13 protein-coding genes and 2 tRNA genes are annotated in these 13,433 nt (G+C 59.0%); 9 read left to right on the top strand and 6 right to left on the bottom strand.

Annotated elements, in window-relative coordinates:
- Window positions 1-91: 91 nt before the first annotated feature.
- The 3 genes from PMI16_RS05700 to cysS form a co-directional block, all read right to left on the bottom strand.
- Window positions 92-1,072: an acetyl-CoA carboxylase carboxyltransferase subunit alpha gene (locus tag PMI16_RS05700; RefSeq protein WP_007877338.1), complete on the bottom strand. Its 981-nt coding sequence runs from the start codon at window positions 1,070-1,072 to the stop codon at window positions 92-94.
- 105 nt (window positions 1,073-1,177) lie between these two features.
- Window positions 1,178-1,822 (bottom strand): DNA-3-methyladenine glycosylase family protein, encoded by a 645-nt coding sequence (locus PMI16_RS05695; RefSeq protein ID WP_007877336.1) that lies wholly within the window; start codon window positions 1,820-1,822, stop codon window positions 1,178-1,180.
- A 5-nt stretch (window positions 1,823-1,827) separates the two neighbouring features.
- Window positions 1,828-3,225, bottom strand: coding sequence for a cysteine--tRNA ligase (gene cysS / locus PMI16_RS05690; RefSeq protein WP_007877333.1), 1,398 nt, complete (start codon window positions 3,223-3,225; stop codon window positions 1,828-1,830).
- Window positions 3,226-3,227: 2 nt separating this feature from the next.
- On the opposite strand from cysS, the gene PMI16_RS25750 reads away from it, so the two are divergent.
- The 6 genes from PMI16_RS25750 (at window position 3,228) to PMI16_RS05665 (ending at window position 7,961) form a co-directional block, all read left to right on the top strand.
- Complete coding sequence (locus PMI16_RS25750; protein WP_157212536.1) at window positions 3,228-3,398, top strand: hypothetical protein; 171 nt, start codon at window positions 3,228-3,230, stop codon at window positions 3,396-3,398.
- 33 nt (window positions 3,399-3,431) lie between these two features.
- Complete coding sequence (locus tag PMI16_RS05685; protein WP_007877331.1) at window positions 3,432-4,628, top strand: L,D-transpeptidase Cds6 family protein; 1,197 nt, start codon at window positions 3,432-3,434, stop codon at window positions 4,626-4,628.
- Window positions 4,628-5,884, top strand: coding sequence for a L,D-transpeptidase family protein (locus PMI16_RS05680; RefSeq protein ID WP_007877329.1), 1,257 nt, complete (start codon window positions 4,628-4,630; stop codon window positions 5,882-5,884). Before PMI16_RS05685 ends, PMI16_RS05680 begins: the two co-directional genes overlap by 1 nt.
- 111 nt (window positions 5,885-5,995) lie before the next feature.
- The gene (locus PMI16_RS05675) at window positions 5,996-6,583 is read left to right on the top strand and encodes a peptidylprolyl isomerase (RefSeq protein ID WP_007877327.1); all 588 of its coding nucleotides are present in this window, start codon (window positions 5,996-5,998) and stop codon (window positions 6,581-6,583) included.
- Between the two features lie 71 nt (window positions 6,584-6,654).
- A complete protein-coding gene (locus PMI16_RS05670; protein WP_007877325.1) occupies window positions 6,655-7,143 on the top strand; it encodes a peptidylprolyl isomerase in 489 nt (162 codons plus the stop codon).
- A 23-nt stretch (window positions 7,144-7,166) separates the two neighbouring features.
- Complete coding sequence (locus tag PMI16_RS05665; protein ID WP_007877317.1) at window positions 7,167-7,961, top strand: UDP-2,3-diacylglucosamine diphosphatase; 795 nt, start codon at window positions 7,167-7,169, stop codon at window positions 7,959-7,961.
- Window positions 7,962-8,067: 106 nt separating this feature from the next.
- Here PMI16_RS05665 and cysE read toward each other — a convergent pair whose 3' ends face one another.
- From cysE to rnr, 3 genes are all read right to left on the bottom strand, one after another.
- Window positions 8,068-8,817 (bottom strand): serine O-acetyltransferase, encoded by a 750-nt coding sequence (gene cysE / locus PMI16_RS05660; RefSeq protein ID WP_007877315.1) that lies wholly within the window; start codon window positions 8,815-8,817, stop codon window positions 8,068-8,070.
- 139 nt (window positions 8,818-8,956) lie between these two features.
- Window positions 8,957-9,694, bottom strand: coding sequence for a 23S rRNA (guanosine(2251)-2'-O)-methyltransferase RlmB (gene rlmB, locus PMI16_RS05655; RefSeq protein ID WP_007877313.1), 738 nt, complete (start codon window positions 9,692-9,694; stop codon window positions 8,957-8,959).
- A gap of 140 nt (window positions 9,695-9,834) precedes the next feature.
- Window positions 9,835-12,342 carry a ribonuclease R gene (gene rnr, locus PMI16_RS05650; protein ID WP_007877311.1) on the bottom strand — a complete coding sequence of 836 codons (2,508 nt, stop codon included), beginning with the start codon at window positions 12,340-12,342 and terminating at the stop codon, window positions 9,835-9,837.
- 253 nt (window positions 12,343-12,595) lie between these two features.
- Between rnr and PMI16_RS05645 the strand changes: the two genes are divergently transcribed.
- The 3 genes from PMI16_RS05645 to PMI16_RS05640 all read left to right on the top strand — a co-directional run bounded on the left by PMI16_RS05645 (window position 12,596) and on the right by PMI16_RS05640 (window position 13,237).
- Window positions 12,596-12,680, top strand: a tRNA-Leu gene (locus PMI16_RS05645).
- The gene (locus PMI16_RS25745; RefSeq protein ID WP_157212535.1) at window positions 12,671-13,120 is read left to right on the top strand and encodes a hypothetical protein; all 450 of its coding nucleotides are present in this window, start codon (window positions 12,671-12,673) and stop codon (window positions 13,118-13,120) included. The genes PMI16_RS05645 and PMI16_RS25745 overlap by 10 nt, the downstream gene beginning before the upstream one ends.
- A gap of 32 nt (window positions 13,121-13,152) precedes the next feature.
- Window positions 13,153-13,237: transfer RNA gene (locus PMI16_RS05640), tRNA-Leu, on the top strand.
- Window positions 13,238-13,433 lie beyond the last annotated feature (196 nt).

The raw sequence follows: 13,433 nt of genomic DNA, 5'->3' as shown, positions 1-13,433 counted from the left end.
ATCAATCCTGTCGGCTTAAAAACTGCAATGGCGGCACAAACCAGAGTTTATGCCGCCATGCGGATTGTTGCCGTGCTCTTGCTGTGCCGGCTTACTCTTGTGCGTTCAATTCCTTGAACTTGCCGTAGCTCATCAACTTTTCGTGGCGAGCAGCCAGCAGTTCCTTGGTCTTGACGCCCTGGAACTGGCGCAGCGTGTCTGCCAGCGCGCGCTTGAGCAGCGATGCCATTTGCTTCGGATCGCGATGCGCGCCGCCCAGCGGTTCGTTGACGATCTTGTCGATCAAGCCCATGGCCTTCAGACGATGCGCGGTCAGGCCAAGCGCTTCGGCGGCGTCGGATGCGCGGTCGGCGGTCTTCCACAGGATCGATGCGCAGCCTTCCGGCGAGATCACCGAATACGTCGCGTATTGCAACATCAGGACCGAGTCGCCGACGGCAATCGCCAGCGCGCCGCCGGAACCGCCTTCACCGATGATGGTCGCGATCAGCGGCACTTTCAGTTCGGCCATGACGTAAAGGTTGTGGCCGATCGCTTCGGACTGGCCGCGCTCTTCCGCATCGATGCCGGGGAATGCGCCCGGCGTGTCGACGAAGGTAAAGATAGGCAAATTGAATTTTTCGGCGACTTTCATCAGGCGCATGGCCTTGCGATAGCCTTCCGGTTTCGGCATGCCGAAGTTGCGCATGGCGCGTTCTTTGGTATCGCGTCCCTTTTGGTGACCGATCACCATGCAAGCCTGGCCGTTGAAACGCGCCAGACCGCCGACGATCGACAAGTCGTCGGCATAAGTGCGATCGCCGTGCAACTCGTGGAAGTCGGTAAAGATTTCATTCACGTAGTCCATGGTGTAAGGACGTTGCGGATGACGTGCGATCTGCGACACTTGCCACGGGGTCAGCTTGGCGTAGATATCTTTGGTCAGTTGCTGGCTCTTCTTGACCAGGCGCTCGATCTCTTCCGAGATATCGACTGCCGAGTCGTCTTGCACAAAGCGCAACTCCTCGATTTTGGCGTCAAGCTCGGCGATTGCCTGCTCGAAACCCAGAAATGTCGTTGTCGACTTGCTCATCGTATTCCTTTACTCATTTTCATGAACAGGCGGGAGTATAACAGCCCCGCTGCCCTATTCGCGTTGCCGCATCGTCAACATGCGATCACGGCGTCGCTGCGTTCCTCAGGAGGCGGTGGAATCCAGGCTGCGCCACAGATACCAGGTGGCGACGGTGCGCCACGGCTCCCAATTGGCGGCGACTTCGCGCGCATCGCTGCGCGACACCGGTTCGCCGGAAAAATAACTGTTGCTGATGCCCTTGAGCAAGCCCGGATCATCCAGAGGCAGGACATTCGGTCGCAGCAGATTAAATATCAAAAACATCTCGGCTGTCCAGCGGCCCAGGCCGCGGATCTGCAGCATCTCGGCAATGACGTCTTCGTCTTCCATCTCCGCCCATTTGTCGGGATGGACGGTCTTGGCCTTGAAGTGATTGGCGAGGTCGAGGATGTACTCCGCCTTGCGTTTGGACAGGCCGCAGGCGACAAGATTCTCCGGGCCGGCCTTGAGGACCTGCAAGGGCGTGCACTTGGGGCATTCTTCCAGGAAACGCTGCCACACCACCTGTGCGGTCTTGGTGGAAATCTGTTGACCGATGATGGAACGCGCCAGCGTGGTAAACGCATCGCCGCGACCGGTCAGCTGCAAATCCCCGAACTGCGGGATCAGCTTGCGCATGATGCGATCACGCTTCATCAGCTCGGCCTTGGCGTCCTCCCAATACGCCGGTACGCTGATCGCCGGATCAGCCGGATTGTTTTTTATCATTCTTGTCAGCCTCGTCGCCATTCGGTCAGACCGCCTGGTTTGTCTTCGAGAATCACGCCTGCGGCAGCGAGTTCGGCACGGATGCCGTCTGCTTCGGCGAAATTCTTAGCTTTTTTGGCGGCGACGCGCGCCGCGATCCTTGCTTCGATATCTGCTTCGGAAAGTCCGTCGGCGTCGCTGCCGACACGGGCTTTCAGGAAATCGTCGGCCGGACGCTGCAACAGTCCGATCACGCCTGCCAATGCTTTCAGCTGTCGCGCCTGCGCCGGCGACTTGGTTTTGTTGATCTCATTGGCGAGATCGAACAATACCGCAATCGCGACCGGCGTATTGAAATCGTCGTTCATCGCCTCGGCGAAACGCAGCGCGTGCGCTTCGGCGTAATCCACTGCAACAGCGTCGTCCACCGCTACGTCTTTCAATGCCGTGTAAAACCGCGTCAAGGCCTGACGCGCGTCATCGAGATGCGCATCCGAATAATTCAGAGGGCTACGATAATGCGCACGCAGGATGAAAAAGCGTACCACTTCAGGATCATACTTTTTCAGCACATCACGAATGGTAAAGAAATTGCCGAGCGATTTCGACATTTTTTCATTATCGACCCGCACAAATCCATTGTGCATCCAGTAATTAACGAAACCGTGCTGGTGCGCGCCTTCCGACTGGGCGATTTCGTTCTCATGATGCGGGAATTGCAGGTCCTGGCCGCCGCCATGGATGTCAAAATGATCGCCCAGCAAATCGTTGGCCATGGCTGAGCATTCGATATGCCAGCCGGGACGTCCCTTGCCCCAGGGCGAATCCCATTTCACTTCGGCGGGCTCGCTTTCCTTGGCCGCTTTCCAGAGCACGAAGTCGAGCGGATCGCGCTTGCCGGTGTTGACGTCGACGCGCTCGCCGGCGCGCAAATCATCCAGCGATTTACCTGACAATTTCCCATAGCCGGGGAAATCGCGCACGGAATAGTTCACGTCGCCGTCGCTGCCCTGATAGGCAAGGCCATTGTTTTGCAGCGTCCTGATCAGATCCAGCATTTGCGGCACATAAGCAGTGGCGCGCGGTTCATGATCCGGTTTCTGCACGCCGAGCGCGGCAGAATCTTCGTCCATGGCGTCGATGAAACGCTGGGTCAGCTGGCCGATGGTTTCGCGATTTTCGATAGCGCGATGAATGATCTTGTCGTCGATATCGGTGATGTTGCGCACATAGGTGACGTCAAAGCCGCTCGCGCGCAGCCAGCGCTGCACCATGTCGAACACCACCATCACGCGCGCGTGGCCCAGGTGGCAATAGTCGTAGACCGTCATGCCGCACACGTAAAGACGGACTTTACCTGGTTCGATAGGGGAAAAGACCTGCTTATCACGCGCCAGCGTGTTGTAGATTTTCAGATTGCTCATGGATGGGAAATATCGGTTCCGGCTTTATTCGTAGTGTGTTTCATCGTGCTGATGGGACGGCGCTGATCGCCATCCGCCAGCACGGTTCAATGCGCCCGCGCTTATTCTTTTATAGCGGTATACAACATGAATACAACACGATTGCCAAAACCCTTTTTGTAGTGCTTCTTTGATAAAATGCGTCTTTTCGTTTGAGTATAGCATTGATGAAAACCATGCTTCTTGCATCTCCGCACCCATATCGCAATGCATTGCGTGGCATTTTGAGCAAGACCGTTATTCTATCCGGCCTGATCGCCGCAATCTACTCGGTGCAGGCAAGCGAAGTCTCGGACATCAGCAAACTCATGCGCGCCGGACAATATCCGGAAGCCCTGGCAAAAACCGACGCCGTTCTGGCAAAGCACCCGCGCGACGCGCAGATGCGCTTCGTCAAAGGCCTGATCTTAGCAGAACAGAACAAATCAGCTGAAGCAATCGCCATCTTCAGCAAACTGACCGAAGATTTTCCCGACCTGCCTGAACCGTACAACAACCTGGCCGTGCTGTACGCCGCCAATGGTCAATACGACAAGGCGCGCGCCACGCTGGATATGGCGATCCGCACCAATCCAACCTACGCCACGGCGCTGGAAAACCTCGGCGACGTCTACGCCAAACTGGCCAGCCAGGCGTACGACAAGGCCTTGCAGATCGACCCCGCCAGCAACGTGCAGCAGCCGAAACTGGCCTTGGTGCGCACCCTGACGGGCAACATCACCGGCGGCACCATTCCCAAGCTGGCCAGCGCCAACACCAGCGGCAGCAAGCAGCCGGCGGCGACCGCACCGACGCCTGCTCCTGTTCCGGAAGTCAAGCCCAAGCCGGAACCGAAGCCTGAACCCGTCGCGCCGGTAAAACCGACGCCTGCGCCGGCCGAAAAACCGAAGCCGGTTGAAAAACCCGCAGAGAAACCTGCTGAAAAGCCGGTCGACAAGATCGAAAAACCGGCCAAGACAGACAAGGCGGCTGAAAAAGCCGCGGAGAAAGCCGAAAAAGCCGCCGAGACCGCGCGCGCCGACAAGGACAAGGCAGTGGTCCTCAATGCCGTCAACAACTGGGCAAAGGCCTGGAGCGACATGGACGTGAAGTCCTACCTGGCGGCTTACGCCGGCGATTTCCAGACGCCCAAGGGCGAATCGCGCAAGGAATGGGCTGACGAGCGGCGCGCCCGCATCGAGGAAAAGGGCCACATCAGCGTCAAGGTCGACGTGCCTCAAGTCACAATCAAGAACGACACCGCCACCGTCCGCTTCCGTCAGATATATAATTCCAACCGTCTGACAGTTAACAGCCGCAAGACACTGATCCTGGTCAAACAGGGCAACAAGTGGCTGATCAAACAGGAGCGCTCGGGAGGGTAATGGTTCGTTTCGCTGCACATCAAGGCAAGGGGTTGCCCTTGCCATCAGTCCTGGCACGACTGATTCTGGCTTGCCTGGCGTGTACGCCGGTCGCGAGCAGCGTTGCCTCCTCTTCGGCGATTCCGCCGCAGGCTTTGCAATCCGAGATGCGCAAGCCCGATCCTGAAGCCTTGCTGATCGAGGTTTACAAGGATCTCGGCAACAATCGCCTGCAGGAAGCGCAAGCCAAAGCCGACGCGCTGGTCGCGGCCTATCCGCATTTCCGCCTGGGCCATCTGGTCCGCGGCGACTTGCTCATGATGCACGCGCGCCCGGTCAAGAGTTTCGGCGCCATCGCAGATGCGCCTGCCGACAAGCTCAAGGACCTGCGCGCCGAAGCCATGGTGCGCATCAGGTCGCTGCAGGAGCGTCCCAACCCGAGCCTGATTCCCAAACCGGTCCTGCAGGTCGGCGACGACCAGAAGAACGTGCTGGTGGTCGACACGTCGCGCTCGCGCATGTACGTCTATGAAAACCAGGGCGGTCAGCTCAAGTTCATGACCGACTATTACATTTCCCAGGGCCGCTACGGCGTCAACAAGTCGCGCGAAGGCGACCAGCGCACGCCGATCGGCGTGTACTACGTCAACGCCCGCATCCCCGGTCCGAAGCTGCCCGATTTCTACGGCACCGGCGCCCTGCCGCTGAACTATCCGAACGAATGGGACAAGCGCAACGGCCGCAGCGGTTCCGGCATCTGGCTGCACGGTACGCCGTCCGACAATTTCAGCCGTCCGCCGCTGTCGTCCGACGGCTGCGTGGTGCTGGCCAACCCGGATCTGCAAAGCCTGTACGCGACGGCGGAAGTCGGCAAGACGGTGGTCGTCATCAGCGACAACGTCCAGTTCGTCAACAAGTCGGAATGGGACAAGGAGCGCAGCTCCGCCGGCAAGTTCATGGATCAGTGGCAGCAAGACATGGAAGCCAGCGACGCCGACAAGGTACTGGCCAACTATTCGCCCGCGTTCCGTTCCAATCTCGGCGAAAGCCTCGGCACCTGGTTCGGCCGCCAGTTGAAGAGCCTGAACGGCGCGCGCCCTTCCAGCGTCAAAGTCCGTGATCTGAGCCTGTATCGCTATCCCGGCAAGGACGAGATGATCGTCAGCACCTTCATCCAGGAAACCTCCGTCGGCAAGAACAAGAATGCGATCCGCAAGCGCCAGTATTGGCAAAAAGAGGGATCGCAATGGAAGATCGTCTACGAAGGCGCCGCCTGATCGTCGTCATCCGGACGGCAATCGCCATCGAGGCTCCGCGCTGAACAAGCGCGATCCGCGTATGGATGCAAAGCCGGTTTCAACCACATTCACTTAGCAAGGAAGCAATACATGATTCAAGCCCTGACGTCCCGCCGCAAGTTGCTGCAATGCATCGCCGCCCTGTCCTTGTCCGGCGCCGCCCTGATGGCGCATGCCGCCGACGCCCCGCGCGTACAGCTCAAGACCAGCATGGGCGACATCGTGCTCGAACTGGACGCGGACAAGGCGCCGGTGACCGTCGCCAACTTCATCAAGTACGTCAAGAGCGGCCAGTACAACGGCACCATCTTCCATCGCGTGATCAACGGTTTCATGATCCAGGGCGGCGGCTTCGACCAGAACATGCGCGAAAAGCCGACGCAGGCGCCAATCAAGAACGAAGCCAAGAACGGTTTGAAAAACGAAGCGTATACTATCGCCATGGCGCGCACCGCCGACCCGCAATCTGCCGCCGCGCAGTTCTTCATCAACGTCGCCAACAATCGTCCGCTCGATTATCCGAGCCGTGACGGTTGGGGTTACGCAGTATTCGGCAAGGTGGTGCAAGGCAGCGACGTGGTCGACAAGATCAAACAAGTGCGCACCGGCAGCAGCGGCATGTTTGACGACGTGCCTGTGACGCCGGTCATCATCCAGTCGGCGACGGTACTTAAATAAGCTCAAGTAAGCGTCTGCATTCACGCCTGTTTTTAGCATTTCATTTTCATTATTTACACAAAGGGATTCTCATGGCTGTTCTCTTCACCACCAACCACGGCAACTTCAAGGTCGAACTGGACGCAGAAAAAGCGCCAAAGACCGTTGAAAACTTCCTCGCCTACGTCAATTCCGGCCACTACGCCGGCACCATCTTCCATCGCGTGATCGATGGCTTCATGGTGCAAGGCGGCGGTTTCGAACCTGGCATGAAACAAAAGCCGACCAACGACCCGGTTGAAAACGAAGCCAAGAACGGCCTCAAGAATGAGCCGTATACGCTGGCCATGGCGCGCACTTCGGCGCCGCACTCGGCATCGGCGCAGTTCTTCATCAACGTCAAGAACAACAGCTTCCTCGATTTCCCGGGCCAGGACGGCTGGGGCTACTGCGTGTTCGGCAAGGTCGTCGAAGGCATGGATATCGTCGACAAGATCAAGGCCGTCAAGACCACCCGCTCCGGCATGTTCGCCGACGTGCCGGTTGAAGACGTCGTGATCGAAAAAGCCGAAGTCGTCTGAACCGACGCACCCGACTTTCTCCGATGACGAACACTTCATCTGTACAAGAAGCGCAACCCCAAGCGGTTGCGCTTTTTATTTCCGACCTGCATTTGCAGGCCAGCCTGCCGCGCACAACGCAGGCGTTTTATGATTTCCTGGAGCAGCATGCGAGCCGGGCCGAACGGCTCTATCTGCTCGGCGACATCTTCGAATACTGGGCCGGCGACGACGATATCGAGACGCCCTATAACCGCGACATCGTCAATGCACTGCGCCGCGTCAGCGACAGCGGCGTCGCCGTCTACTGGATTGCCGGAAATCGCGACTTTCTCGTGGGCCATGCATTTGCCGAAGCCGCCGGATTGACGATCCTTGAAGATCCGCACGTCATCCATCTCGCCGGCCGCGACATCACGCTGGCACATGGCGATGCGCAATGCACCGACGACACGGCCTACATGGCGTTTCGCGCGCAGGTGCGCCAACCGGCCTGGCAGCAGCAGTTTCTGGGCATGCCGCTGGCGCAGCGCAAGGCCATCATCGAAGGCGTACGCCAGAACAGCAAGGACGCCAACAAGGAAAAATCCTCCGAGATCATGGACGTCAATGCCGACGCCATACGCGGGGTGTACGAGCAGACCGGCACACAGACGCTGATTCACGGTCACACGCACCGCCCTGCTCTGCATGTCGACGAATCGGGCTCGCAAACCCGCCTGCGCTACGTCTTGCCGGATTGGGAGTACGACGTGGAACCTGCGCGTGGCGGCTGGATGAGCCTGACTTCCGATGGCGTACTGCATCGTTTCGATGCGGCCGGTAATGAATTGAAGTAACGAAGCGCCATCAGATTTCCGCGCCCAGTGCCGGATGCGGCAGGCAAAAAAAGAGGAGCAGACTTGCTCCTCTTTTTTATTCGCTTTAGATCCGTGTCAACTCTATTTACTCCACCAGCTTGTTCAACTGCGCAGCATCGAATTTCTCCAACTCCGCCAACTTCTCGCAACCGATGCCGGCCGATTTGATCGCGGCAAGAATCACCTCGATCTGATGCTCTTGCGCGGCGGCCTGATCGATCAGGCCGTGCAAGGCCTTGGATAAAGGATCATCGCCGTTCGGCGTCACGCCGTAAGCGGCAAACATGCGCGCGGCAGCTTGTTCGCGAGGATCCTGCGGAGCCTTTTGCACCACGCGCGCCGGATTGCCGATGGCGGTTGCGCCGGGAGGCACTTCTTTGACAACCACCGCATTGGAACCGACCTTGGCGCCATCACCGACCGTAAAGCCGCCCAACACTTGCGCGCCGGCGCCGATGATCACGCCGCGCCCCAGCGTCGGGTGACGCTTGATGCCCTTGTTGAGCGACGTACCGCCCAGCGTCACGCCTTGATAGATCGTGCAGTCGTCGCCGATTTCCGCCGTCTCGCCGATCACGACGCCGAAGCCGTGGTCGATGAAAACACGCCTGCCGATGGTGGCGCCGGGATGGATTTCGATCCCGGTGAACCAACGCGCCAGCTGGGAGATGAAGCGCCCCAGCCACTTCAAGCCGCTGGTCCAGCAGCCATGCGCGATACGGTGCAAAACCACTGCGTGCAGGCCGGGATAACAGGTCAAGACTTCCCAGGCGTTGCGCGCTGCAGGATCGCGTTCAATGATGCTGGAAATATCTTCTCGAAGTTGAGTAAACATAATTTCGGTATCAATGCGGAATGTGCAATCTTAATCGTTTACCGTCAGGCTTGCCGAAAACGCGCCGGCTTTCCTGACGTCAATAATGGGATCGCACGAGGAGAAATTGCCCGCCGGGATCCCGGCGAGCGGCCCAGAATTACTTGGGCAGACGCTGCCGTCGCGCTTCGTACAGACAGACGCCGGAAGCGACGGAGACGTTAAGACTTTCGACCGATCCGAACATGGGGATGCTGACCAGAATATCGCAGGTTTCGCGCGTCAGGCGGCGCATGCCTTCGCCTTCCGAACCCATGACCAGCGCCGTCGGGCCGGAGAAATCGCCTGCGTACAAATCCTTGTCCGCATCATCGGCCATGCCGATCAGCCAGACGCCGCGATCCTTGAGATCGCGCATGGTGCGCGCCAGATTGGTGACGGTGATGTAGGGAACGGTTTCGGCCGCGCCGCTGGCGACTTTGGCGGCTGTCGCGTTCAGGCCGACCGCGCGGTCCTTCGGCGCGATCACCGCATGTGCGCCGGCGCCGTCGGCCACCCGCAGGCAAGCGCCCAGGTTGTGCGGATCGGTAATGCCGTCGAGGATCAGCAGCAATGGCGGACCTTCGACGACGTCGAGCAGCTCGTCCAGATTGCGCGCCAGCGACAGCTCGCCGGCCTTGGCGACGACGCCCTGATGGCGGCGCGTGCCGACGATATTCGACAGGCGCTGGTCGTCCGCCTGGATGATGCGTACGCCGGCGGCCTTGGCCGCGTGCAGCAGATCGCGCATGCGCGCGTCGTTGCGCTCGGCATCGACATACAATTCCTCGACCGACGACGCCTCGTGACGAATACGCGAGGTGACGGCGTGGAAGCCAAAAATCATTTTACTTTTCATGTGCCCTGCTTCTTCACTAAATACTGCTTCACTAAATAAGTCTGCGCCGAAAAGACCGAATCTCGCGATTCAGCCTCCTTCGGCGCATGGTTAACGCTGCTGCCGTGACGTCGCATCAAGAAAACACGACGCCCTCGGTTTTAGCGATTTTTCTTGCTTGGCCGGGAAAAACCCTTGGCCGGACGCTTGCGGTCCGACTCAATCCCGCCCTTCACACGCGGCAAAGCCTTGCCGGATTTGCTCGCCGCCTTGGGTGTTTTCGCCCCCTTGGCGGTTTTTGCAGCAGGCGCCGGCGCTGCCTTGGCAGTGCCGCCGGAGCGAGCCGCCGGCGCGCCGCCTTTACCGGCGGCGCCGGTCTTGCTGCGCGCCTGCTGTGCATTTTCAGCGCGACGCGCTTCGTTCTTCAGAATCGTACGAATGCCCGGCTCGGTCACCAGACGCAGATCGATCTTGCGTGCATCCAGATCGACCCTGCTGACCTGCACCGTCACGCGGTCGGTCAACTGATAACGGATGCCGGTGCGTTCGCCGCGCAATTCGTGGCGTGCTTCGTCATACTGGAAGTAATCCGCACCCAGTTCGGTGACGTGGACCATGCCTTCGATATACAAGGCATCGAGCTGCACGAAGATGCCGAAGGTCGCCACACCGGAGATCGTGCCGGTGAATTCTTCGCCCAGTTTGTCGCGGATGAAGTAACACTTGAGCCATGCCTCGACGTCGCGCGATGCTTCATCGGCGCGCCGTTCGTTGGCGGAACAGTGGATGCCCAGCGCTTCCCAGATGGCGACGCTGCTTTCCGGCTTCTTCTTGCCGTTGGCGCGGTCCAATGCCTGCGCTTTGCGCGCGGCGGGCGACAACATCGTATTCAGCACGCTGGTGTCGATGCCCTTCGGGTCATAGCGCTTGCCCAGCAGGATCGCCTTGATGGCGCGATGCGTCAGCAAATCCGGATAGCGGCGGATCGGGCTGGTGAAGTGGGCATACGATTCATACGACAAACCGAAGTGACCGATATTTTCCGGGCTGTACACCGCTTGCTGCATGGAGCGCAGCAGCATGGTCTGGATCAGCAAGGCATCCGGACGCGACTTGATCTTCGGCATCAGCTCGGCGTAGTCGGAAGCACTCGGGCTGTCGCCGCCGCCCAGGCTCAAGCCGATCTGCTTGAGGAAAGTGCGCAGCTGATTGAGACGCTCCTTGGTCGGTCCGGCATGGACGCGATACAGGCCGGGATGCTCGTGCCGCTTCAACAGATCGGCGGCACAGACGTTGGCCGCCAGCATGCATTCCTCGATCAGTCGGTGCGCGTCGTTGCGGGTGCGCGGCAGGATTTTTTCAATCTTGCCCACGGCGTTGCAGACGATATAGGTTTCGGTCGTTTCGAAGTCGATGGCGCCGCGTGCATGACGTGCTTGCAACAGCGCCTGGAAGACCTCATACAGATGCAGCAGATGCGGCACCACGCCGGCGCGCTTGGCGGCTTCCGGGCCCTTCGTGTTGGCAAGAACGGCGGCGACTTCGGTATAGGTCAGACGCGCAGCGGAGTGAATCACCGCCGGGTAAAACTGGTAGGCCTTGATCTCGCCCTTGGCGGTAATCACGGCATCGCACACCAGCGTCAGACGATCGACGTCGGGGTTGAGCGAGCACAGACCGTTCGACAATTTCTCCGGCAGCATCGGAATCACGCGGCGCGGGAAATACACCGAGGTGCTGCGTTCCAGCGCATCCACGTCGAGCGCGTCGTTCGGTTTCACATAATGGCTGACGTCGGCGATCGCAACGATCAGACGATATCCCTTGGCGCGGCCGATCTTGATCGGTTCGCAATAGACCGCATCGTCGAAGTCGCGCGCGTCTTCGCCGTCGATGGTGACCAGCGGCACGTCGCGCAAATCGACGCGGTCATTCAGGTCGGCCGGTTTGACTTCGCCCGGCAGCTTCGCCGCCAGCTTCTTGGCCGCTTCGGAAAACTCATGCGGCACGCCGTACTTGCGCACGGCAATCTCGATTTCCATGCCCGGGTCGTCGATGTCGCCGAGAATTTCTGCAATCTTGCCGACCGGCTGCGTGTAACGCGAAGGCTGCTCGGTCAACTCGACGCTGACCACCTGCCCTGCCTTGGCCTTGCCCGGCGAACCGGCGAGGATCACGTCCTGGCCGATACGTTTATCTTCTGGCGCCACCACCCAGACGCCGTTCTCGTTGAGCAAGCGGCCGATCACGTGGGTATTGGCGCGCGACACCACTTCGACGATGGTGCCTTCCGGACGTCCGCGGCGATCGGTGCCGATGATGCGGGCCTGGACGCGGTCGCCATGCAAGACCTTCTGCATTTCTTTCTCGGGCAGGAAGATGTCGGCGCTGCCGTCTTCCGGCAAGAGGAACCCAAAACCGTCGCGGTGGCTGCTGACCCGCCCTTCGATGAAATCGGGGGAATGCGTCAGCTTGTAGTTGCCGGCGCGGTCGGGCTTGATCTGACCGTCGCGTTCCATCGCATTCAGGCGTCGCGTCAGGCCATCCATTTCTTCCGGCTTGACGCTGAGCGCGGCAGCCAGTGTCATCGCGTTTTGTGCGCCCGAAGAGGTGCGCAGGATGCCGAGAATTTCCTCGCGGCTGGGGATGGTATAGGGAAATTGGCTCAAAAGTGTAATCAGGTAAATTGTTATTCATCAGTTTCGCGACAGCGGATTCGCCTGGCGAGCTGCTGGAATACGACTACGGGGCATGGGCCCAGGGTGCAACATGCCCTAGTGTAACGGAGGTTCCCGGTATTTACCTAACGCGCAGCCCGGATAGGCCTGTCGGCACGCGCCGCCTGAAAATAAATGGACGGCAACGGCCCAAGTGATTGACAAGTTCTCAAAATGGGCTATAATCTCGTTCTTTCGCGGTATTGCCCACGTGGCGGAATTGGTAGACGCGCATGGTTCAGGTCCATGTGCCGCAAGGTGTGGGGGTTCGAGTCCCTCCGTGGGCACCAAAAACATAAAAGGTCGATTGATGAAAATCAATCGGCCTTTTGCGTTTTTGGCGACCGCGAGCAAGGCGCCTGCGCGCCTTGCGGGTGGGACTCGAAAGTTTGGCCTTGCAAGGCCAAACGGGGTCGCGGCACGTGACCGAGCTCCCTCCGTGGGCACCAAAAACATAAAAGGCTGGTTGATGAAAATCAACCAGCCTTTTGCGTTTTTGAAGCCGCAAAATCAGAGCGCCTTTCTTCGCACATTTGCAGATATTCATCTCGAACGGAATCACTCTGCTAATTTGTGCGTGACCTTCCCCTTTTCGGTTTTCCGTATTTCGAAAATTTCATCGCGACCCGATGAAATTCGCATCGAACGAATCCACTCTCATCACGTTTCGTTTTTACGCATTATTTTGTTGACCACCAGATTCAATATCAGTATTATTCAGCCCTTCTAAGCGCTACGTACTTTTGTACGAAGACGTTTTAGGCCCACGTGGCGGAATTGGTAGACGCGCATGGTTCAGGTCCATGTGCCGCAAGGTGTGGGGGTTCGAGTCCCTCCGTGGGCACCAAAATATAAAAGGTCGGTTGATGAAAATCAACCGACCTTTTGCGTTTTGGGGGCCACGAGCAAGGCGCCTGCGCGCCTTGCGGGTGGGACTCGAAAGTTTGGCCTTGCAAGGCCAAACGGGGGCGCGGCACGTGACCGAGCTCCCTCCGTGGGCACCAAAACATAAAAGGCCGGTTGATGAAAATCAACCGGCCTTT

This window comes from Herbaspirillum sp. CF444 (assembly GCF_000282135.1).
In the GTDB taxonomy this organism is placed as follows: Bacteria; Pseudomonadota; Gammaproteobacteria; order Burkholderiales; family Burkholderiaceae_D; genus Herbaspirillum.
This window is presented reverse-complemented; position numbering and strand designations above follow the sequence as displayed.

Excerpts from the sequence above, each read along its gene's own strand:
- rlmB (WP_007877313.1), bottom strand. The coding sequence starts at position 9,694 with ATGAAAAGTAAAATGATTTTTGGCTTCCACGCCGTCACCTCGCGTATT.
- PMI16_RS05700 (WP_007877338.1), bottom strand. The coding sequence starts at position 1,072 with ATGAGCAAGTCGACAACGACATTTCTGGGTTTCGAGCAGGCAATCGCC.
- PMI16_RS05685 (WP_007877331.1), top strand. The coding sequence starts at position 3,432 with ATGAAAACCATGCTTCTTGCATCTCCGCACCCATATCGCAATGCATTG.
- PMI16_RS05670 (WP_007877325.1), top strand. The coding sequence starts at position 6,655 with ATGGCTGTTCTCTTCACCACCAACCACGGCAACTTCAAGGTCGAACTG.
- PMI16_RS05675 (WP_007877327.1), top strand. The coding sequence starts at position 5,996 with ATGATTCAAGCCCTGACGTCCCGCCGCAAGTTGCTGCAATGCATCGCC.
- PMI16_RS05665 (WP_007877317.1), top strand. The coding sequence starts at position 7,167 with ATGACGAACACTTCATCTGTACAAGAAGCGCAACCCCAAGCGGTTGCG.
- PMI16_RS05680 (WP_007877329.1), top strand. The coding sequence starts at position 4,628 with ATGGTTCGTTTCGCTGCACATCAAGGCAAGGGGTTGCCCTTGCCATCA.
- PMI16_RS25750 (WP_157212536.1), top strand. The coding sequence starts at position 3,228 with ATGGGAAATATCGGTTCCGGCTTTATTCGTAGTGTGTTTCATCGTGCT.
- PMI16_RS05695 (WP_007877336.1), bottom strand. The coding sequence starts at position 1,822 with ATGATAAAAAACAATCCGGCTGATCCGGCGATCAGCGTACCGGCGTAT.
- cysS (WP_007877333.1), bottom strand. The coding sequence starts at position 3,225 with ATGAGCAATCTGAAAATCTACAACACGCTGGCGCGTGATAAGCAGGTC.
- cysE (WP_007877315.1), bottom strand. The coding sequence starts at position 8,817 with ATGTTTACTCAACTTCGAGAAGATATTTCCAGCATCATTGAACGCGAT.